This is a genomic window from Solirhodobacter olei (assembly GCF_004010155.1).
Classification (GTDB): Bacteria; Pseudomonadota; Alphaproteobacteria; order Rhodobacterales; family Rhodobacteraceae; genus Solirhodobacter; species Solirhodobacter olei.
The window spans coordinates 104,962-125,351 of the sequence record NZ_RRYH01000007.1 but is presented as its reverse complement, the minus strand read 5'-3'; the positions used below and the strand labels follow the sequence as shown (position 1 = coordinate 125,351).

At 67.6% G+C, this 20,390-nt stretch carries 16 protein-coding genes; 1 reads left to right on the top strand and 15 read right to left on the bottom strand.

The genetic code is table 11. The features are described from left to right. Nucleotides 1-57 precede the first annotated feature (57 nt). Both EIP85_RS06125 and EIP85_RS06120 read right to left on the bottom strand, forming a co-directional pair. Nucleotides 58-1,473 (bottom strand): M20 family metallopeptidase, encoded by a 1,416-nt coding sequence (locus tag EIP85_RS06125; RefSeq protein WP_127901282.1) that lies wholly within the window; start codon nucleotides 1,471-1,473, stop codon nucleotides 58-60. A 97-nt stretch (nucleotides 1,474-1,570) separates the two neighbouring features. Then, nucleotides 1,571-2,263 (bottom strand): winged helix-turn-helix transcriptional regulator, encoded by a 693-nt coding sequence (locus EIP85_RS06120; RefSeq protein ID WP_127901281.1) that lies wholly within the window; start codon nucleotides 2,261-2,263, stop codon nucleotides 1,571-1,573. A gap of 240 nt (nucleotides 2,264-2,503) precedes the next feature. On the opposite strand from EIP85_RS06120, the gene EIP85_RS06115 reads away from it, so the two are divergent. Then, nucleotides 2,504-3,943, top strand: a complete 1,440-nt coding sequence (locus EIP85_RS06115; RefSeq protein WP_127901280.1) for an FAD-binding oxidoreductase — start codon at nucleotides 2,504-2,506, stop codon at nucleotides 3,941-3,943. A 33-nt stretch (nucleotides 3,944-3,976) separates the two neighbouring features. On the opposite strand, the gene feoB is transcribed toward EIP85_RS06115, so the two are convergent. The 13 genes from feoB to xsc all read right to left on the bottom strand — a co-directional run bounded on the left by feoB (nucleotide 3,977) and on the right by xsc (nucleotide 20,343). Then, the gene (gene feoB, locus EIP85_RS06110; protein ID WP_127901279.1) at nucleotides 3,977-5,851 is read right to left on the bottom strand and encodes a ferrous iron transporter B; all 1,875 of its coding nucleotides are present in this window, start codon (nucleotides 5,849-5,851) and stop codon (nucleotides 3,977-3,979) included. A 10-nt stretch (nucleotides 5,852-5,861) separates the two neighbouring features. Next, the gene (locus EIP85_RS06105; RefSeq protein WP_127901278.1) at nucleotides 5,862-6,146 is read right to left on the bottom strand and encodes a FeoA family protein; all 285 of its coding nucleotides are present in this window, start codon (nucleotides 6,144-6,146) and stop codon (nucleotides 5,862-5,864) included. Nucleotides 6,147-6,254: 108 nt separating this feature from the next. After that, nucleotides 6,255-6,902, bottom strand: coding sequence for a CDP-alcohol phosphatidyltransferase family protein (locus tag EIP85_RS06100; protein WP_127901277.1), 648 nt, complete (start codon nucleotides 6,900-6,902; stop codon nucleotides 6,255-6,257). 4 nt (nucleotides 6,903-6,906) lie between these two features. Beyond that, nucleotides 6,907-8,160, bottom strand: a complete 1,254-nt coding sequence (locus EIP85_RS06095; RefSeq protein ID WP_127901276.1) for a lytic murein transglycosylase — start codon at nucleotides 8,158-8,160, stop codon at nucleotides 6,907-6,909. Nucleotides 8,161-8,283: 123 nt separating this feature from the next. Then, nucleotides 8,284-10,539, bottom strand: a complete 2,256-nt coding sequence (rnr, locus tag EIP85_RS06090; protein WP_127901275.1) for a ribonuclease R — start codon at nucleotides 10,537-10,539, stop codon at nucleotides 8,284-8,286. A 42-nt stretch (nucleotides 10,540-10,581) separates the two neighbouring features. Further along, complete coding sequence (locus EIP85_RS06085) at nucleotides 10,582-11,004, bottom strand: GNAT family N-acetyltransferase (protein WP_127901274.1); 423 nt, start codon at nucleotides 11,002-11,004, stop codon at nucleotides 10,582-10,584. Further along, a complete protein-coding gene (dapE, locus tag EIP85_RS06080; RefSeq protein ID WP_127901273.1) occupies nucleotides 11,001-12,143 on the bottom strand; it encodes a succinyl-diaminopimelate desuccinylase in 1,143 nt (380 codons plus the stop codon). The genes EIP85_RS06085 and dapE overlap by 4 nt, the downstream gene beginning before the upstream one ends. A gap of 96 nt (nucleotides 12,144-12,239) precedes the next feature. After that, a complete protein-coding gene (locus EIP85_RS06075) occupies nucleotides 12,240-13,115 on the bottom strand; it encodes a dimethyl sulfoxide reductase anchor subunit family protein (protein WP_127901272.1) in 876 nt (291 codons plus the stop codon). Further along, nucleotides 13,115-13,852, bottom strand: a complete 738-nt coding sequence (locus EIP85_RS06070; protein ID WP_127901271.1) for a 4Fe-4S dicluster domain-containing protein — start codon at nucleotides 13,850-13,852, stop codon at nucleotides 13,115-13,117. Before EIP85_RS06070 ends, EIP85_RS06075 begins: the two co-directional genes overlap by 1 nt. After that, nucleotides 13,849-16,650: a molybdopterin oxidoreductase family protein gene (locus tag EIP85_RS06065; RefSeq protein ID WP_127901270.1), complete on the bottom strand. Its 2,802-nt coding sequence runs from the start codon at nucleotides 16,648-16,650 to the stop codon at nucleotides 13,849-13,851. The genes EIP85_RS06070 and EIP85_RS06065 overlap by 4 nt, the downstream gene beginning before the upstream one ends. A gap of 32 nt (nucleotides 16,651-16,682) precedes the next feature. Then, a complete protein-coding gene (locus tag EIP85_RS06060; protein WP_127901269.1) occupies nucleotides 16,683-17,825 on the bottom strand; it encodes an acetate/propionate family kinase in 1,143 nt (380 codons plus the stop codon). Nucleotides 17,826-17,828: 3 nt separating this feature from the next. After that, the gene (locus EIP85_RS06055; protein WP_127901268.1) at nucleotides 17,829-18,563 is read right to left on the bottom strand and encodes a sulfite exporter TauE/SafE family protein; all 735 of its coding nucleotides are present in this window, start codon (nucleotides 18,561-18,563) and stop codon (nucleotides 17,829-17,831) included. A gap of 4 nt (nucleotides 18,564-18,567) precedes the next feature. After that, entirely contained in the window at nucleotides 18,568-20,343 is a 1,776-nt protein-coding gene (gene xsc, locus EIP85_RS06050; RefSeq protein WP_127901267.1) for a sulfoacetaldehyde acetyltransferase, read from the bottom strand. Nucleotides 20,344-20,390: the final 47 nt, after the last annotated feature.

Genomic DNA, 20,390 nt, shown 5'->3' with positions numbered 1-20,390 from the left:
TGGCGGGTCCGGGTCTTCCTGGCCCTGTTGCCGGACAGGAGGGCCTTCAGCGTCGCTTCACGCCGCGCGCGGGCGGATCGGGGGCTGTACCTCGTCCGGCATCGGGCAGACGTAGGGCGTTTCCTTCATCTTGGCGGCATGCTCGGCAATGGCCGCGGCGAGGACGTCGGGCTTGGCGAACAGCGCCTTGCCGGTCGCCGCCATCACCTTGGCGGCATGTTCCATCCCCTTGTGCGCCATGGGCGACTTGCCCTGCGCCGTCAGCTGCCAGGTGTGGAACGGCGTGCCCACCGCGCAGGTGGCGACCCGGGCCTGTACCGTCGGCACCGCCCAGCTGACATCGCCCACGTCGGTCGAGCCCTCGCCGCCCGTCGGCTGCCGTTCCAGCGGCACGACGAAATCGGCCAGGGGCATGTCGGCGCGGGGGGTGATTCCGAAGCGGCGGAAGCTCTGGGTAATATGCTCGGGCGTCAGGGTCTTGCGGATCTCCTCGGCGAAGGCTCGGTCGTCTGCGTCGAAGTCCGGCGCGCCGAGGCGGTCGAATTCGGCCTGCATCAGCTCTTCCAGCACCCGGTTGCCCATGATGTTGGACACGCCCGAGACGACCTTCCGCTCCACCCGCGTCTCGGTCATCAGCGCGGCCCCGTTGGCGATCTTGTCGACCCGCGCGATCAGCTCGCGCAGGCCCGGCAGGTCGCGCGCGCGCACCAGCTGGCGTACCGTGGCCTTCGCCTGCACGACATTCGGCGCCACCCCGCCCGCATCGAGATAGGCGTAGTGGACCCGGGCATCATCCGGCATGTGCTCGCGCATGTAGTTGACCGCGATGTTCATCAGCTCCACCGCGTCCAGCGCGGAGCGGCCCAGCTCCGGCGCAGCCGCGGCATGCGAGGCGCGGCCGTGGAAGGTGTAGTCGATCCGGGTGTTGGCAAGCGAATGCGGCTCGCTCACCCCGTTCAGCGTCGCCGGGTGCCAGGAGATCGCCGCGTCGACATCGTCGAAAAGACCCGCGCGGACCATGAAGGTCTTCGCCGCGCCGCCTTCCTCGGCCGGGCAGCCGTAGTAGCGCACTGTGCCGGGGGTGCCGGTTTCCTTCAGCCAGTCGGCCAGCGCCGTCGCCGCCATCATCGCGGCCGAGCCCAGAAGGTTGTGCCCGCAGCCGTGGCCCGGTCCGCCGGTCGGCCGCGGTTCGGCCACACCCGGCTCCTGCCCCAGTTCCGGCAGCGCGTCGTATTCGCCGAGGATGGCGATGACCGGCCCGCCGGAGCCCCATTCGCCCACCACCGCGGTCGGGATCCCGGCCACGCCACGGCTGACCTTCGCGCCCTCGGCCTTCAGCTGCTCTTCGTGCAGATCGGCGGACGCATATTCGGTGTAGGCAATCTCGGGGCTGTCGTAGACCCTGTCTGCAAGGCCGCGATAGGCCTCGCGTCGGTCTTCCACCAGATCCCAGATCCTGTCGGTATTTTGCATCGCGCCATCTCCCAAGCTTAGGTATGGCGCGACAGTGGCGCGGAAGTTCAGGAGATGCCAGCCCCCTCTCCGCGGCGTGACCTCGGGAAATTTCCTGTCAGGACACCAGCTTGGGTTGAACCGCGAAGTGGCTGAGGCCCAGCCATTGCTGGATGGATCCGGCGATCTTCGGGTCGCCGTCCAGATCGAACCGATCCCGAACGGCGGAAACGGTGCTGAGCCCCATCCAGACCGAGGTCATCGTCCGCAGGTCCGTGGTGACGTAGAGATCGACCTCGAACCCCGGATCGACCGAGCAGAGATCGACCTCGCCGGACGGATCGACGACCAGCCACCAGTCGCGCTGCCCGGCAGAAAGCTCGGGGTAGCGGAACTGGATCACCGCCCGCCGTTTCGGAAGCGGCGCGGGGTCAAGGCTGCGGCGCATGTCCCACATCAACAGGGACGGGTCGAGATTCTTCAGCGACAGGCTGGATTCGACCCATTTCTGACCCCAGAAGCCCATCGCGTCGACCACTGGCAAAAGGTCCCGTCCCGCAGGTGTCAGCCGATATTCATAGACGCCGCGTTCGCCTTGCGCGGGCACACGCTCGACAATGCCGGTCTCCACCAGCTCGTCCAGCCGTTTCGACAGCAATGTGGGCGACATCCGGGGAACGCCCCGGTGCAGGTCGTTGAACCGGGTCGATCCCGCGATCAGCTCGCGGATGACGACCATCGTCCAGCGTTTGCACAGGATCTCGGCCGCCATCGCAAGCGGGCAAAACTGGCGGTAGCTCGCATGGGTCATCGGGCAGCTCCGTCGATGCCGAGGCCCCATGAGGCTAACACGAAAGCGTGAGCATCGGAATGTCGGTGCGCAATGCGGCGAGCTACAGTTTCGATACTAGCGACGCCTGCCCCGCCGCGCGCAGACTTGGCCCATGGTGCGAGTCGCGCCCCCCGGGCCGTACTGTTTTCAAAGGCCGGCCCGTATTTTCCGCCGGGGCAGAGAACAATCTTTAAAAACATCGCATAGGGAGACACCGGAATGTCCATCACCTTGAAAACCGCCGCGGGCAAGCGCGCCACGATCACGGATGAGGCGCTCGCGACCCTCGCCGGCGAGCTGCGCGGCACGCTCGCCCTGCCGGGAAAGCCCGGCTATGACGAGGCCCGCACCCTGTGGAACGCGATGGTGGATCGCAGGCCCGGCCTGGTGATCCGGGCGCTGGGCACCACCGACATCCAGGCCGCCGTGCGCTTCGCGGCCAAGCAGGGCGTTCTGATTTCCATCCGCAGCGGCGGCCACCAGATCGCCGGCCATGCCGTGGCCGACGACGCGGTTCTGCTCGATCTCTCGCAGATGCGCTCTGTCCACGTCGATGCGAAGCACCGCACCGCCCGGGTCGGCGCCGGCTGCACACTGGGCGATGTCGACCGCGAGGCGCAGGCCCATGCGCTTGCCGTGCCCACGGGCATCAACTCCACCACCGGGATCGCCGGGCTGACGCTGGGTGGCGGCTTCGGCTGGATCACCCGGCGCTGGGGCATGACCATCGACAACCTGATTTCGGCAGAGATCGTGACGGCTGACGGCCAGATCCGCCGCGCCGCGGCCGACGAGAACGCGGATCTGTTCTGGGCGATCCGCGGGGGCGGCGGCAATTTCGGCGTTGTCGCCTCCTTCGAGTTCCGGCTGATCCCGATCGGACCGGAGGTGCTATCGGGCCTGATCGTCCATCCGCTGTCGGAGGCGAAGCACCTGTTGCAGGGCTACCGCAGGATCGCCGACGAGGCGCCGGATGACCTGACCGTCTGGACGGTGATGCGCAAGGCTCCGCCGCTGCCCTTCCTGCCCGAGGAATGGCATGGCCGCGAGGTGCTGGTCTTCGCCGCGTGCTATTCCGGCGACATGAAGGAGGGCGAGAAGGCGATGGCGCCGCTGCGCGCCCTCGGCAAGCCGATAGCCGATGTGATCGGCCCGCATCCCTTCGCCGGCTGGCAGGCGGCCTTCGATCCGCTTCTGACGCCGGGCGCGCGGAACTACTGGAAGAGTCATGACTTCAAGGAGCTGCCCGACGCCGCGATAGACACGCTTCTGGAGGCGGTTCACGCCCTGCCGGACCCGCAATGCGAGGTCTTCATCGCCCATGTGGGTGGCGCCATGGCGCGGGTGAAGCCGGATGCGACCGCCTATCCGATGCGCGATTCGCACTTCATCATGAACGTCCACACCCGCTGGGCGGAGCATGGCAAGGATGCCCCCTGCAAGGCTTGGGCGCGCGCGCTTTTCGACCGGATGGCGCGGTACTCCACCGGCTCGGCCTACGTCAACTTCATGCCCGAGGACGAGCCCGACCGTATCGCCTCAGTCTACGGCAAGAACTTCGACCGGCTGAAGCTGGTGAAGACGAAATACGATCCGAAGAACCTGTTCCGGCTCAATCATAACATCTGGCCGGAAATGGCGGTGCAGGCGGCGGAGTGATCGCGGCCCGGGCGGCGCTTCGCGGCGCCGCCCTCAGCCTGCGCCCAGAAGGACGGCGGCGTGATAGGTGATGAAGGAGCAGGCATAGGCCAGCACGAACATGTAGCCAAAGGTCAGCCACATCCATTTCGCGCCGCCCGTCTCCCGCTTGATCACGGCAAGGGTCGAGGCGCATTGCGGTGCGAAGATGTACCAGACCAGCAGCGACAGCGCGGTGGCGAGGCTCCATTGGCTGGCCAGCACATGGCCGATCTGCGCGTCACCGCCCTGGATCGCGTAGACCGTGCCGAGCGCCGCCACCGCCACCTCGCGCGCAGCCATGCCGGGCACCAGCGCGACCGAGATCTGCCAGTTGAAGCCGATCGGCGCCAGGATCGGCTCCAGGAACCGCCCGATCATCGCGGCGAAGCTGTAGGCGATGCCGGGCCCGGTGGCGTTCGCCGGTGGCATCGGGAAGCTCGCCAGCACCCAGATCACGACCATCATGGAGAAGATCGTCGTCCCCGCCCGCTTCAGGAAGATTCGCGCCCGGGTCATCAGCCCGATGGCGACGCTCTTCAGTCGGGGCATCTTGTAATCCGGCAGGTCCAGCATGAAGGGCGGGGTGGGGTCCTTGCGCCAGAACATGAACTTCGCCAGCGCCGAGACGCCGAGCGCAGAGGCGATCCCGGCGGCATAAAGCCCGAACATGACAAGGCCCTGCAGGTTGAACGCCCCCCAGACCGTCCGCGCCGGGATGAAGGCGGAAATGATCAGCGTGTAGACCGGGATCCGCGCCGAGCAGGTCATCAGCGGCGCGACGAGGATCGTCGTCAGACGGTCGCGTTTGCTGTCGATCACTCGCGCCGCCATGATCCCCGGAATGGCGCAGGCGAAGGAGGACAAGAGCGGGATGAACGCCCGCCCGTGCAGCCCGGCGCCGCCCATGATCTTGTCCATCAGGAAGGCCGCGCGGGCCATGTAGCCCAGGTCCTCCAGCAGCAGGATGAACAGGAACAGGATCAGGATCTGCGGCAGGAACACGATGACGCTGCCCACGCCCGCGATCACCCCGTCCACAAGGAAGCTCTGAACGAGCCCCGCCGGCAGGACCGCCGTAACACCATGCCCGAGCCAGTCGAACCCGTCCGAGATCAGGTTCATCAGCGGCTGCGCCCAGGTGAAGACCGCCTGGAACATCACGAACAGGATCAGGAGGAGGAAAACCAGCCCTGCCACAGGGTGCAGCAGAACCGAGTCGATCCGCGACGTCACCGTGTCCGGCTTCGGAGGTTGGCGGACGACGGCGGCGACCAGGCGGTCCGCCTCGCGTTGCATCTCGCGCAGTTCGCGGGCGCCGGGCTCTGCCCAGCTGTTCGCTACCGGCACCGGAAGCCCGGCCTCCAGCAGGGCATCGAGCCGCGCCCAGAGCGCCTCCATCCCAGCCTTGCGTACGGCGGTGGCGGCGACAACCGGCAGGCCGAGAGCCTTTTCAAGCACCGAGGTGTCGATCTCGATCCCGCGCCAGCGGGCAATGTCGATCATGTTGAGGGCGAGGACGACGGGCCGGCCCACGCGCTTCAGCTCCAGCACCAGCCGCAGGGCGGAGCGCATGTTGGTGGCATCGGCGACGGCGATGATCAGGTCCGGCGCGGGCTCGCCTTTGCGGCGGCCCATGGTCACGTCGCGGGTGACCTCCTCGTCCGGGCTGCGGGCACGCAGCGAATAGGTGCCGGGCAGGTCCACCACGTCGATCCGGCGTCCCGCGGGCGTCTCGGCCGGGCCGACCTTCCGCTCCACCGTCACGCCGGCATAGTTGCCCACCTTCTGCCGGCTTCCGGTCATGGCGTTGAAAAGTGCGGTCTTGCCGCAGTTCGGTACACCCACCAGGGCGACCCGCGCCGCGCTGGCCTGTATCATGTCGTTCATCGGAGGTCCTTCAGAAGGCGAGGATCGCCATCGCCTCGCGCCGCCTCAGCGCCACGGTCGCGCCATTTACCCGCACCGCGATCGGGTCGCGGCCGAAAAGGCCTTCATGCACCACCCGGACTTCCGCACCCTCGACAAACCCAAGCTCGATCAGCCGCCGCTCGATCTCGTCGGCCGGAAGGCTCGACGGGCCGTCGCCGACGGCGATACGTTCGATGCGGCCGGAAAACCCCTTGCGGGCAAGGCCAAGCGGCGTGAACTGCAGGTGGTCGAGGTCGACCGCGTAATCCTTCATTGGTGCCTCCAGGCCCCGTGTCGCCGCCGCGGCGCGAGAGTCGCGGCCGGCCTACGACCCCGGTTCTACATAAAGCTGACAATAATAGTCAAGCTTTCGGGTGGCGGCTTACCGGGGCGTGCGGCGGCGTGTCACCCCGGGCCGCGAGGCGGGGCCGAAGATCCGCCGAGCCGCGCCGAGCCGCAGCGCCGTGGTCAGAAAGCAGAGCGTGCCGAAGGCCCAGCACATCGGCGCGAAAACCGCGGGCCAGAGGCAGAGCGCACAGAGAAACAGGATCGTCTCCGTCCCCTCCAGCAGCCCATCGGAGAAATAGAGCGATTTCTTCCCCTGCTTCTCGGTCGTCAGCCCATGCCGCTCGGCGAGGATTGCGAAGCCCAGAAAGCTAGCCCCGTTCACGTAAAAGCTCAGAAGCAGGTAGCCCCCCGCGGCCCCGTTCGCGGCGGGGGCGGCGGCGATGAAGGCCAGCGGCACCGCGCCGTAGACAAGGAAGTCCGCCACGATATCGAGGTAGCCGCCGAAATCGCTTTTCCGCCCTGCCCGCGCCACCGCCCCGTCCAGCCCGTCGGCCAGCCGCGAAAGCAGAAGCGGCAGCAAGGCGAGGTCGGCATGCCCCTCGCGGATCAGCCCGGCGGCCAGAAGACCAAGGGCGAGGCCCGCCAGCGTCACCACATCGGCCTGCGCGCCACGGGCGGCAAGCCACCGCCCCGCGCGGTTCAGCGGCGGGTCGATGAGGCGGCGCACCGTGGCATCGAGCACCGGTCTAGCGCAGCCGCTTGAGGATCGCGTAGGAGGCGTAGCCGTCCGGCACCGCGCCGATCGAGCGCTGATAGGCGCGCACAGCGGCGATCGTATTCGGCCCGATCAGGCCGTCCGCGCCCTGGGTGTCGAACCCGGCGGCGGTCAGCCGGTCCTGCAGCTCCACCCGCTCGTGATGGTTCAACGTCCGGTCGCCGCGCGGCCAGGACGCGGCCAGCACCGGCCCTCCGCCGATCCGGTTGGCGAGATAGCCCACCGCCAGCGCATAGGCATCGGCGGCGTTGTAGCGCCGGATCACCGCGAAATTGTGGAAGACGAGGAAGGCCGCCCCCTGTGCACCGGCGGGGAGCAGAATTTCGCCCGGGCCGCCCTCCGGCAGGCGCGTGCCATGGGCTGGACGCACGCCGAGCTTCGCCCAGTCGGCCACGCTGCGGGTCACGCGATGCCCGGTTTCGGCATAGTTGAAACCGGCCGGAAGCCGCACCTCGACGCCCCAGGGCTGCCCCGAGGTCCAGCCCATCCGCTCGAGATAGGCCGCCGTCGAGGCCAGCGCATCGGCCGGGTTGTTCGACCAGATGTCACGCTTGCCGTCGCCGGTGAAATCCACCGCGTATTCGAGATAGGACGAGGGCATGAACTGGGTATGCCCGCTCGCCCCCGCCCAGGATCCGGTCATCTCGCTGGGCGTGACATCGCCGTGTTGCAGGATCTTCAGCGCGTCGATCAGCTGCGTCTCGAAGAAGCGCTGGCGCTTGCCCGCGTAGGAGAGGGTGGCCAGCGCCTCGATCAGCGGGATCTTTCCGCGATGGGTGCCATAGGCGCTCTCCAGCCCCCAGATCGCCACGACGATGTGCTTGTCGACCCCGTATTTCGCCTGGATCCGGTTCAGGAGGCCGTCGTAGTGCCGCAGCGCCCGGCGCCCGTCTTCCACCCGCGTGTCAGAGACCGCGCTGTCGAGGTAGCTCCAGATCGGCTTGACGAATTCGCTCTGGTTCGCCTCGCGCTGCAGCACTTCGGTGTTCAGGTGAACGTCGCGGAAGGCCGCGTCATAGACCCGGGTGCTTATGCCGTGGCGGCGGGCCGTGGCACGGAACTGGTCGATCCAGGTCTGGAAGCCGTGGTCGGCTGTGGCGGATGTCGTCATCGGGGGTCTTGCCATCGGGCTGGGGGAACGGGTGACGGCCTGCGCGGTGGCGGGCGTATGCGAAACCGCCACCATCAGCGCTGTCACGCCGAGCGTCCTGAGAAGCTGATGCATTCGGCCTGCCCCTCTACAATCTTGTCATTCGCCGGTGAACCGGCTGTTCTGCTCACCTGCAGTGTAGCGCGAAACGGCTCGCCCCGAAAGCGGCGTGCGCAGGGATCTGGCGCCGGGCCACCTCTAGCGCCGGCTGCGCTTCACCTTGCGGCGGATGCCATCGGCCCGGGCCTTTCCGGCGCCCGGGCGGCGCGCCACTCGGCGCCGGCCCTTGGCCGAGGGGCCGCGGGGCAGCTCCTTGTCCTCGACCGCCAGCAGTTCCAGCATCAGCCCGCCGGTCACCGGCACGGCTTCGGCCAGCCGTACGGTGACGCGCTGGCCGATCCCCAGTGTCAGCCCGGTCTCCGAGCCCATCAGAGTCTGGCTGTCGGCATCGAAATGGAAGAACTCCCGCCCCAGCGTCCGGATCGGAATCAGCCCGTCGGCCCCGGTCTCCTCCAGCTTCACGAACAGCCCGAAGCGGGTGACGCCCGAGATCCGGCCGGCGAATTCGCTGCCCACCCGGTCGGAAAGATAGGCGGCAAGGTAACGGTCCGACGTGTCCCGCTCCGCCATCATCGAACGCCGCTCGGTGTCGGAGATGTGCTGCGCCGTCTCCTCCAGCGTTTCGATGTCCTGCGGGGAAAGGCCGTCCTTGCCCCAGCCGTGCCCGGTGATCAGCGCCCGATGCACGACAAGGTCGGCATAGCGCCGGATCGGTGAGGTGAAATGCGCGTAGCTGCGCAGGGCAAGGCCGAAATGCCCGAAATTCTCGTGGTGGTAATAGGCCTGCTGCATCGACCGCAGGGTGGTGATGTTCAGGAGCTCGTCGAAATCCGTGCCCTCGGCCTGCGCCAGCAGGCGGTTGAGATGCGCCGTCTTCAGCACCTGCCCCTTGGCCAGCGTGAAGCCCGAGGCCTCCGCCACCTCGCGCAGCGCGTCAAGCTTCTCCGGGCTCGGCTCTTCATGCACGCGGAAGAGGAGGGGCCGGCGCAGACGCACCAGCTCCTCTGCCGCGGCGACGTTGGCCAGCACCATGAATTCCTCGATCAGCCGGTGCGCGTCGAAGCGGTCGCGGAAGGCGACGGAGACGACCTTGCCCTCGTCCGACAGCACGATCCGCCGCTCCGGCAGGTCCAGCTCCAGCGGCTGGCGCGCGGTCCGCGCGGTCTTCAGCGCCTCATAGGCGGCGTAGAGGGGGGTGATGACCTCGTCCAGCAGCTCCGCGCAGCGGGCGTTCGGCTGACCGTCGCGGGCGGCCTGCGCCTCCTCGTAGGTCAGCGAGGCGGCTGAGCGCATCAGCCCCCGGGTGAAGCGGTGCGACAGCTTGTTGCCCGCCGCGTCGATCTTCATGCAGACGGCGAGGCAGGCCCGCGCCACGCCCTCGTGCAGGGAGCAGAGGTCGCCCGAAAGCCGGTCGGGCAGCATCGGCACCACCCGGTCGGGAAAATAGGTGGAATTGCCGCGCCGCCGCGCCTCCCGGTCCAGCGCAGAGCCGGGGGTGACGTAATGCGCCACGTCGGCGATGGCGACCCAGAGGACATGGCCGCCGGGGTTCTTCGGATCCTCGTCGGCATGGGCGAAGACGGCATCGTCATGGTCGCGCGCATCAGCCGGGTCGATCGTGACCAGCGGCAGGTGGCGCAGATCCTCGCGGTTTCCAAGGCCCGCCGGCGTCATCGCGTCTGCTTCCTCGATCACGGCATCGGGGAAATCGTCGGGGATGCCGTGCTGGTGGATCGCGATCAGGCTGACCGCTTTCGGGGCGGAGGGATCGCCCAGGACCTCGACCACCCGCGCCTGCGGCAGACCCAGACGGCCGCGTGCGCCGATATGCTCGGCCTCGACCAGCTCGCCGTCCAGCGCGCCATGCGTGGCCTCGGCCGCCACGCGCCATTCCTTGTCCGCGCCCTTGTCGATGGGGACGATCCGGCCGCCCTCGGCTTCCTTGCGGAAGATGCCGATCACCTTGTGGCTGACCACGCCGATCTTGCGGATCAGCCGGGCTTCATAGGCGTGATCCTCGCCCACAACAGGGTTCAGCCGGGCGAGGATGCGGTCGCCCTCGGCCACTGGCGCGTCTGAGCTGCGCGGCCGGAACAGAATTTTCGGCGCCGGGCCGCGGCCTTCCCATTCCAGGGGCTTCGCCCATTGGTCGCCCGCGCTGTCGGAAGCCAGCACCTGCAGCACGCTGACCGGCGGCAGGCTGTCGGGGTCACGGTAGACGCGGCGGTGGCGCTGCAGCAGGCCCTCGGCCTCCAGATCCTTCAGCAGGCGCTTCAGCTCTATCCGCGCCGGCCCGCCCTTGATACCGAAGGCCCGCGCGATGTCGCGCTTCGCGGCATCGGGGTGATCGGCGATCCAGCTGAGGAGTTCGGGCTTGGAGGGCAGCTTTTCCATGGCCCAGCCCCTATCATGGGCGGGCGAGGTCGTCATCGCAAATCAGAGCGTCAGAACCATGTCCCGATGCGGGATCCCGGCGTCGTCATAGATCGGGCCCTTGGCCTGAAACCCGAGCCTTTCATAGAAGCCGAGCGCATGGACCTGCGCGCCAAGCTTGACCGTCTCGATGCCTGCGCGGGTTCGAAACGTCTCTATCCCGGCCTGGATCAGTGCCGCGCCGAGGCCGGTGCCGCGGCTCTCCTTCAGCACACAGACCCGGCCGATCTTGCCCGTCGGGCCATCGACCAGCAGCCGCGCGGTGCCGACAGGCTTGCCGCCGTCGGTCGCCAGCAGATGGATCGCCACCTCGTCCAGATCGTCGATCTCGTCGGCTTCGGAGACGCCCTGTTCCTCGATGAAGACCACCCGCCGCAGCGCGCGGCAGGTGGCGATGTCGCGAGTCTCGGTGATCTCGACGCTCATGCGAAATAGTCCCGAAGAATCCGGGAATAGATCGCCTTCAGCTGCACGATCTGCTCCACCGGCACACGTTCGTCCACCTGGTGCATGGTCTTGCCGACAAGGCCGAATTCCACCACCGGGCAGTGGTCCTTCACGAAGCGCGCGTCCGACGTGCCGCCAGTGGTCGACAGCTCCGGCTTCCGCCCGGTCTCGGCCTCGACCGAGCCCGCGACCAGCGTGGAAAGCTCGCCCGGCGGGGTCAGGAAGCTCTCGCCCGAGACCTGGAGCGCAGTGGCGATGCTCACTCCGGTCTCCGCCTCGACCTTCGCGGCCTCCGTCTTCAGCCAGCCCGCGAGGCTTTCCGAGCTATGCGCGTCGTTGAACCGGATGTTCACGGTGCCGCGGCACTCTGCCGGGATCACGTTGGAGGCCTTGTTGCCGGTGTCGATCGTGGTGATCGCCAGCGTCGAGCGGTCGAAATGATCCGTCCCGGCGTCAAGCTCGTGGCTCGCCAGCCGGTCCATCAGCCGCACCATCGCCGTCAGCGGGTTCTTGGCGCGATGCGGATAGGCCGAATGACCCTGCACGCCCCGTGCGGTGAAATGCGCGGTCATCGAGCCGCGGCGGCCGATCTTCATCATATCGCCCATCTCGTTCGGGCAGGTCGGCTCGCCCACAAGGCAGGCCGTCATCCGCTCGCCGTGCCGTGCCATCCAGTCCAGAAGCGCCACCGTGCCGTCGAGGGCCACGCCCTCCTCGTCGCCGGTGATGGCGAGGATGACGGCACCATTCGGCGGCGTCTCCTGCACGAAATCAATGGCGGCCGCGGCGAAGGCGGCGACGCCGGATTTCATGTCGGTCGCGCCGCGGCCCCAGAGGATGCCGTCCTCGATCGCGCCGCCGAAGGGATCATGGGTCCAGGCCGACGCATCGCCGACCGGCACAACGTCGACATGGCCGTTGAAGCCGAAGCTGCGGTTGGCGCCGCGCTGGCCCCAGCGGGCGAACAGGTTGCAGATCCCACCACGGTCGACGCGATGCGTCTCGAATCCGGCTGAGGAGAGCAGCTTGTCCAGAAGCTGGATCGCGCCGCCCTCCTCGGGGGTGACCGAGGGACAGCGGATCAGCTCGGCAGACAGGGCGACAGGATCGATCGGCATGGGCAGCTCCTTGAAGGCTTGCCCGAGGGTTATTCCCGTCCGCGGGGGGATGCAATTCCGCCCATGCCCACCCCCACTCCTGCGGCGTGGCCCGCCTCAGCGTGCGCCGTAGTAGAGGCCGACGACATGCTCGGCCTCGGCGAAGAACAGCCAGCGGGCCGCGAAGGCGCCGATCAGGTGGAAGGCCAGCGCCAGCGCGACGGTGGCGACGCTCAGCGGCAGGATCAGCAGCGTGACCGCCGGCAGCACCGCGGCGAAGAGGACCGATATCACCCGAAGCCGCGCGGAATGCTTGCGCGCGACAAGGTGGATCATCTCCCGCATCAGGTAGTTGGTGCCGGTGTGCGGTGGCTCGTAAAGTCTGACCTTGCCGATCCGGCCGAGTCCTGTCGCGGTTTCCATGGTCGAACCGCGTTCGGCGAAGCGGCCATCGCCCAGCCTGTAGCTGAAGATCAGCAGAAGCCCGAGCAGGACGCAGAGCGCCGCCGCCAGCCCCGCCTGCGCCGAAAGGATCGCGCCGCCAGTCAGTGCGAACAGAAGGAAGAGGGCCGGCGTCGTCCAGTGGTTCCAGCGCGGTACGGTCTTCAGCTGGGCATAGATCATCGATGTGCAGAACACCGTTGCCAGCGCCAGCAGCGCGCCGGGAAAGCCGAAAGTGGCCGAGGGGAAGCCCGCGAAGATCGCCAGCAGCGCCGCCGGCGCCATGACCAGCAGCGTCGCGACCGAGGTCCAGGCCTCGCGCGAGAGCCAGCTGGTGCGCCATTGCGTGAAGGCGCGCAGCGCCCGCTGCGGATTGCCGAGGTGAAGGGTCGAGGCCAGAAGCCCGGCCACGGCAAAACCATAGGCCAGCCCGTAGATCAGGAAGGCGTAGACCCCCGAGGGCCGGAGGAAGCCCAGGCCGAGATAGGCTAGAAACCCCAGCCCAAGACCCGAAAGCACGGTGAAGACGATGACGGAGGGCGCGGGATGCATCAGAGCTTCTCCAGAAGGCGGTCGAGCCATCCGGCAAGGCCCGTGGCCTGCAGATCGGCGATCGGGGAAAGCGGTTCCGCCGCCGGCCGGTCCTTCGGTTTCGGCGGCAGGTACTTGTTGACGGGCTTGGTGCCCAGTTCCGGCATCAGGTCCATCCCCTCGCGCTCGGCCACGAGGCGGCTGACGTCACTGTCCGGGTCGCCGAGATCGCCGAAATGGCGCGCGCCGGCCGGGCAGGTGCGCACGCAGGCGGGCAGGCGATCCTCCTCCGGCAGGTTCTGGTTATAGATCCGGTCGACGCAGAGGGTGCATTTCTTCATCACCCCGGCGGCCTGGTCGAGTTCGCGGGCCCCGTAGGGGCAGGCCCAGGCACAAAGGCCGCAGCCGATGCAGGCGTCCTCGTTCACCAGCACGATCCCGTCTTCCGCCCGCTTGTAGCTGGCCCCGGTCGGGCAGACCGTGACGCAGGGCGCATCCTCGCAATGCAGGCAGGACTTCGGGAAATGGATGGTCTGCGAGGGGCCCTCCGCCGGTTGCACCTCGAAGGAGTGGATCCGGTTCAGGAAGGTCCCCGAGGGATCGGCGCCATAGGCATCCATGTCCGACAGCGGCGCACCGTAATTCTCGGTGTTCCAGCCCTTGCAGGAGGTCACACAGGCATGGCAGCCGACGCAGATGTCGAGGTCGATGACCAGCCCCAGCTTCTTCTTCGAGGGGGTCGCGGGAAGTTGGGTCATTTCTCGCCCCCCCAGAGACGGTTCTTCGGCGCCTTCGGCACCGGCGACTTGATCACCGGGAAGTCCGGCGAGGTCTGCTCCTGCGGCGGTACCCGCTCGATCTTCACGCGCAGGTCGAACCAGGCGGCCTGCCCCGTCACCGGGTCTGAATTGGCCCAACGCAGCCCGTCGCCCTTCGGCGGCAGCAGCTCGTGGATCAGGTGATTGAGAAGGAAGCCCTTGGTCGCCTCAGGCGCGTCGGGTTCCAGCGCCCAGGCGCCCTTGCGTTTGCCGATGGCGTTCCAGGTCCAGATGGTCTTGCTGTTCAGCCCCGCCATCAGCGCGACCGGCACGGTGATCGAGCCATGCGGCGAGGTCACCTTGGCCCAGTCGCCCTCGGCAAAGCCGTGCTCCCTCCAGATCGCCTCTGGCAGGTAAAGCGGGTTGCGGCCGTGGATCTGGCGAAGCCAGGCGTTCTGCGTGCCCCAGCTGTGATACATCGCCATCGGCCGCTGGGTCAGCGCATGGATCGGGTATTCCCCCGCACCGGCATCACCAAATGGAGGATACCATGCCGGCAACGGGTCCATCGCGCTCTTGATCTGGTCGCGCAGGTGATCCGGCGGCTGGCGGTCGCCGTGACCCTCGGCGGCCAGCTGAAAGCGGCGCATCGGCTCGGAATAGACACTGAAGAGATAGGGCAGCGGCTTGTCGTAAAGCCCGATCGTGACCGCCCAGTCCTGATAGGCGCGGTTCCAGGGCTTGTAGTAGAGCCCCTCCTCCGGAACATGCGTCGCGAAGAAGCCGCCGTTGTCGATGTAGCGTTGCAGCTGCTCCGGGTTCGGCGCGCCCCGGCCGACATCCTCGCCATTGCCACGGAAGCCGGCGAGCGGGCCGACGCCGGGCCGACGCTCGTGCCGGACGATGTAATCGGCGTAGTCCTTGTACTTCGCCGCGCCGTCCTCGCCCACCATCCCCGGCAGCCCCAGCCGCGCGCCGAGGTCGAGCATCACCGACTGGAAGCCCCGCACGTTGCGGTCCGGCTCGATGACGGGCCAGCGGATCGCATCCGCCGCGGCATCGGCCTCGCAGATCGGCCGGTCGAGCAGGCTGATGCAGTCGTGGCGTTCCAGATAGGTCGTGTCCGGCAGGATCAGGTCGGCATAGGCCACCATCTCGCTGGAATAGGCATCGGAATAGATGATCCGCGGGATCACGTATTCGCCGCCCTCGCCCTTGTCGGTCAGCATCTCGATGACCTGGCGGGTGTTCATGGTCGAGTTCCACGCCATGTTCGCCATGTAGAGCAGCAGCGTGTCGATCCTGTAGGGCACCCCGGCATGGGCGTTCGAGATCACCATGTGCATCAACCCGTGGGCCGAAAGCGGCGCCTCCCAGGAAAACGCCTTGTCGATCCGGGCGGGCGTGCCGTCCTCCTTCAGCGCCAGATGCTCCGGCCCCTGCGGATAGCCGAGGTGCGGCCCGTCAAGCGGCGCGCCCGGCGTCACCTTGCAATGGGGAACGGGATGGGCCGTGGCGGGCTTCGGATAGGGCGGCTTGAAGCGGAAGCCGCCGGGCGTTTCGACGGAGCCGATCAGCACCTGCAACAGGTGCAGCGCGCGCGCCGTCTGGAAGCCGTTCGAATGGGCAGAGATCCCGCGCATCGAATGCATGGAGACCGGGCGGCCGACCATCACCTCGTGCCGCTCGCCGCGGAAGTCCGTCCAGGGCTGCCGCAGCTCGATCGCCTCCTCGAAGGCGACGCGGGCGATCTCTGCGGCAAGGCCCTTGATGCGCGCGGCCGTGATCCCGGTGCGCTCGGCCACCGCCTCCGGCGCGTAGTAAGGCGACAGGTACTTCTCTGCCATGTGCTGGAAGACGGTGCGATGACCGTTCCAGCTTGCCCCCAGATCGGGCCGGACGCCGGCCTTGTCATAGGCCGCGGGCTCGCCCGTCACCCGGTCGATCACCAGAAGCTCGCCTGCGGAATCGCGCAGCAACAGACCCTTTTCCGACCCCTCGGTCGCATTCACCAGGCAGCCCGCATTGGTGAATTGCGCGAGATAGTCCAGATCGACCTTCCCGGCCTTCAGAAGCTCGTGGATCAGCGACAGGATCAACAGCCCGTCCGAGCCGGGGGTGACACCGTACCAGTCGTCGGCCACGGCGTTGTAGCCGGAGCGGATCGGGTTGATCCCGATCACCTTGGCGCCGCGCGTCTTGATCTTGCCGATGCCCATCTTGATCGGGTTGGAATCGTGGTCCTCCGCCACCCCGAAGAGCAGGAACAACTTCGTGTGATCCCAGTCCGGCTGGCCGAATTCCCAGAAGGCGCCGCCGATCGTGTAAATGCCGCCGGCGGCCATGTTGACCGAGCAGAAGCCGCCATGCGCGGCATAGTTGGGGGTGCCATAGCTCTGCGCCCACCAGCTGGTGAAGCTCTGGCTCTGGTCGCGCCCGGTGAAGAAGGCGAGCTTCTCCGGCGCCGTTTCGCGCAGGGGTTTCAGCCAGCTCGTGGCGGTCTGAAGCGCCTCTTCCCAGCTGATTTCCTCGAACTCGCCCGATCCGCGCGGCCCGACCCGCTTCAGCGGCGCCCGCAGACGCGAGGGCGCGGTCACCTGCATGATCCCGGAGGAGCCCTTCGCACAGAGCACGCCCCGGTTCACCGGGTGGTCGCGATTGCCCTCTATATAGGCCAGTTTGCCGTCCTTCATGTGGACGTTGATGCCGCAGCGGCACGCGCACATGTAACAGGTCGTCTTGCGAACCTCGTCCGAAACGGGCGGAGAAAGGTCAAGCGCAGGCTGGCGATAGGGCATCACGGCCTCGGAATTTTGTCTGTGGCTTCGCATTAGGACGGGAAATCAGGCCGCGCAAGGGCATCTTGCGCGATAGTTTGTTCTTCATATGCCAAAACTTTCCAGATTGCGATGGCGCTCTGTTCGGCGTGCAGCCGCGCCGCCCCCCTGGCATTCGGCGCCGGATCGATCTTGGCCCCCAGCCAGCCCAGACCCTTCACGATCTCGGCCCGGACATGCGCGTCATGTTCGCCGATCCCGCCGGTGAAGGCGATCGCGTCGAGTCCGCCCATCGCCGCGATCATCGAGCCTGCGTGCCGGACTGCCCAGTAGCAGAAATGCCGGATGGCAAAGCGCGCGGCCTCGCCTTCCGCCGCCTCCAGCACATGCATGTCGGAGGCGCCGCCGAGCGCCTTCAGCCCGCTCTCACGGTTCAGGATCGTCCCGGCGCGGGCGATCCCGTGGTCCTCGGCCAGCCGCAGCACCGCCATGCCGTCGATCTCTCCCGCCCGCGTGCCCATGGTCAGCCCGTCGAGCGGCGAGTAGCCCATCGTGGTGGCGACCGAGCGCCCCTCCCGGATCGCGCAGAGCGAGGCGCCATTGCCAAGGTGCATCGCCAGAAGCCGACCGGGCAGCGGCGCGCCGGAGATGCCCGGCAGGCGGCCCACCAGCCCGGCATATGAGATGCCGTGAAAGCCGTAGCGGCGGATCCCCTTCGCATCCTCCGCTCCGGGCAGGGCATAGCGCAGCGCCTCCTCCGGGTTGGTGGCGTGGAAGGCGGTGTCGAAACTGGCAAATTGCGGCAACTCGGGCGCCAGCCGGGCCACCGCCCGGATCGCGGTCAGGTTATGCGGATTGTGGAGTGGCGCGAGGGGGACGCAGGCCGCGATCTCGGCTGCCACTTCCGGCGTGATCCGGCAGGGTGAGACCAGCTTTCGTCCGCCATGCACAACCCGGTGCGCAGCGGCGGTGAGGCTCCGGGCCGGGTGGCCCTGATCCGCCAGTGCCTGAAGGATCAGGGATATGGCGGCCTCATGATCGGGCGCCTCGACTTCGCGTTCCGTCTCGCCCAGGCGGAGGCGGGACTTGCCGCCGATTTCGGCGACCGAGGCGGAGAGGATCGGGGTCAGCGCGTCGTCGAACAGCAGCGTCTTGATCGAAGACGAACCGGCATTGACGACAAGGATCTTGCGCATCCGTCACACCAGAGAGTGAACCAGGCCCAGCACCGATAGCACGGCAAGAAGGCCGATCGCCATCCGCCGGAAGCCCTGCGGCGTGGCAGCGAGGAAATGGCGGCCGCCGGCCCAGATGCCGAGCGCGATCACCGGAAGCGAGAGGAGCCAGGCCCCGAGCGTCACCCGCGTCACGAGGCCCGCGCGGGCGAAAAGCGGCAGCGCGATGAGGTCGATGAGCGTCAGGTAGGCGACCATTGTTGCGCGGAAGGCCGCCGCCGGGACCGGCTGCGCGGCAAGGAAGGCCGCCACCGGCAGCCCGCCCACCGCCGCGCCGTTGCAGAGGCCGGATAGAAAGCCCACGCCTGCCTGCCCGGCGGCGCCGATCCTGCGGTGGATCGTCCAGCCCGTCAGCAACAGAAGGCAGAAGCCGAAGATGACTACCGAGATCGCAATTCGTGCCTGATCAGGGTCCAGTCTGGCCAGAATCGTCACTGCAAAGGGCATGGCGACGGCGGCCCCGGCCAGCATCGTCAGCACCCGCCGCCAGTCGATCTGGCCGCGGATGCCCCGGGCCTGCACGAGGGTCATCGTCAGTTCGCAAAGGAAGGCGACGGGGACGAAGGGCCTCGGGTCGGTGATGAGCCCGGCCGCGGCGATCATCAGGGCGGAGAAGCCGAAGCCGGAATAGCCCCGCACGAAGGCGGCCAGAAAGAAGGCCGCCCCGAGGGCCGCGATCTGGACCAGGGACAGGCCCAATGGGTCAGGCGCCGGCCTGCGGGCGCATATCCTCGCGCCGGACACCAGCCAGCTTGACCGGCTTCTTCATCGCATCCCGGCGGAACGGTTCGCCCAGCTCCTGGTTCAGCAGCACCTCGATGAAGGTCGTTTTGCCCAAAGCCTGGGCTTTCACCGCCGCGTCGAGCGCCGATGTCAGCTCTTCCATCGATTTCGCCTGCACCCCCTCCAGCCCGCAGGCCTTCGCGATTGCAGCATAGCTGACCTTCTCGTTCAGCTCTGTCCCGACGAAGTTGTCGTCGAACCAGAGCGTCGTGTTGCGCTTTTCGGCCCCCCACTGGTAATTGCGGAAGACGACCATGGTGATCGCAGGCCAATCCTCGCGCCCAATGGTTACCATTTCGTTCATCGAGATGCCGAAGGCCCCGTCGCCCGCGAAGCCGACCACAGGCACGTCGGAGTGGCCGATCTTCGCGCCCATGATCGCCGGGAAGCCGTAGCCGCAGGGCCCGAAGAGACCGGGCGCAAGGTATTTCCGCCCCTCCTCGAAACTCGGGTAGGCGTTGCCGATGGCGCAGTTGTTGCCGATGTCGGAGGAGATGATCGCCTCTTTCGGCAATGCCCGCTGGATCGCCCGCCAGGCCATGCGTGCGCTCATCCAGCCGGGCTTGGCGGCACGCGCACGGGCGTTCCATGTGGTGCCCTCGTCATCCGCCTCGTGATCCATCGAGGAAAGCTCCTGCGCCCAGGCGGATTTGGTCTGTGCGATCATGGCCTTGCGCTCGGCCCGCCCAGCCTCGCCCGCCTCGGGGGAAAGGCGCGAAAGCAGGCTCTCCGCCACCAGCCTGGCGTCGCCGACCACGCCGACCGTCACCGGTTTGGTCAGCCCGATCCGGTCGGGGTTGAGGTCCACCTGGATGATCGAGGCATCCTTGGGCCAATAGTCGATGCCGTAACCCGGCAGCGTGGAAAACGGGTTCAGGCGCGTGCCGAGGGCGAGGACGACATCGGCCCTGGCGATCAGCTCCATCCCCGCCTTGGACCCGTTGTAGCCGAGCGGACCGGCGAAGAGCGGGTGGGAGCCGGGGAAGGCGTCGTTGTGCTGGTAGCCGCAGCAGACCGGGGCATCGAGCCGCTCTGCGAGTGCCATGGAGGCCGGGATCGCGCCGGACAGGACCACGCCCGCACCGTTGAGGATGACCGGGAATTTAGCCTTGGACAGAAGCGCTGCCGCGCGGGAGAGGGCGTCCGCGCCGCCGGTCGGACGCTCGAATTCAACGACCTTCGGCAGCTCGATATCGATGACCTGCGTCCAGAGATCGCGGGGCACGTTGATCTGCGCCGGGGCGGAGGCGCGCTTGGCTTTCAGGATAACGCGGTTGAGGACCTCGGCGATGCGGGACGGGTCGCGGACCTCCTCCTGATAGGCCACCATGTCCTCGAAGAGCTTCATCTGCTCGACCTCCTGGAACCCGCCCTGGCCGAGGGTCTTGTTCGCGGCCTGGGGGGTGAGAAGGAGGAGCGGCGTGTGGTTCCAGTAGGCGGTCTTGATCGGGGTGACGAGATTGGTGATTCCGGGTCCGTTCTGGCCCGTCATCATGCAGATCTTCCCGGTGGCGCGGGTATAGCCGTCGGCCATCATGCCGGCGTTGCCCTCATGCGCGCAGTCCCAGAAAGTTATGCCCGCCTCGGGGAAAAGATCGGAGATCGGCATCATGGCGGAGCCAATGATGCCGAAGCAGTGTTCGATCCCGTGAAGCTGCAGAACCTTGACGAAGGCTTCCTCGGTCGTCATCCGCATGGCGTTCCTCCCTGGCCGGTTTTGCACCGAGCCTAGGCCGGAACGCC

Coding starts and splice junctions, on each gene's coding strand:
- EIP85_RS06125 (WP_127901282.1), bottom strand. CDS start 1,473: ATGCAAAATACCGACAGGATCTGGGATCTGGTGGAAGACCGACGCGAG.
- EIP85_RS06120 (WP_127901281.1), bottom strand. CDS start 2,263: ATGACCCATGCGAGCTACCGCCAGTTTTGCCCGCTTGCGATGGCGGCC.
- EIP85_RS06115 (WP_127901280.1), top strand. CDS start 2,504: ATGTCCATCACCTTGAAAACCGCCGCGGGCAAGCGCGCCACGATCACG.
- feoB (WP_127901279.1), bottom strand. CDS start 5,851: ATGAACGACATGATACAGGCCAGCGCGGCGCGGGTCGCCCTGGTGGGT.
- EIP85_RS06105 (WP_127901278.1), bottom strand. CDS start 6,146: ATGAAGGATTACGCGGTCGACCTCGACCACCTGCAGTTCACGCCGCTT.
- EIP85_RS06095 (WP_127901276.1), bottom strand. CDS start 8,160: ATGCATCAGCTTCTCAGGACGCTCGGCGTGACAGCGCTGATGGTGGCG.
- rnr (WP_127901275.1), bottom strand. CDS start 10,539: ATGGAAAAGCTGCCCTCCAAGCCCGAACTCCTCAGCTGGATCGCCGAT.
- EIP85_RS06085 (WP_127901274.1), bottom strand. CDS start 11,004: ATGAGCGTCGAGATCACCGAGACTCGCGACATCGCCACCTGCCGCGCG.
- dapE (WP_127901273.1), bottom strand. CDS start 12,143: ATGCCGATCGATCCTGTCGCCCTGTCTGCCGAGCTGATCCGCTGTCCC.
- EIP85_RS06075 (WP_127901272.1), bottom strand. CDS start 13,115: ATGCATCCCGCGCCCTCCGTCATCGTCTTCACCGTGCTTTCGGGTCTT.
- EIP85_RS06070 (WP_127901271.1), bottom strand. CDS start 13,852: ATGACCCAACTTCCCGCGACCCCCTCGAAGAAGAAGCTGGGGCTGGTC.
- EIP85_RS06065 (WP_127901270.1), bottom strand. CDS start 16,650: ATGCCCTATCGCCAGCCTGCGCTTGACCTTTCTCCGCCCGTTTCGGAC.
- EIP85_RS06060 (WP_127901269.1), bottom strand. CDS start 17,825: ATGCGCAAGATCCTTGTCGTCAATGCCGGTTCGTCTTCGATCAAGACG.
- xsc (WP_127901267.1), bottom strand. CDS start 20,343: ATGCGGATGACGACCGAGGAAGCCTTCGTCAAGGTTCTGCAGCTTCAC.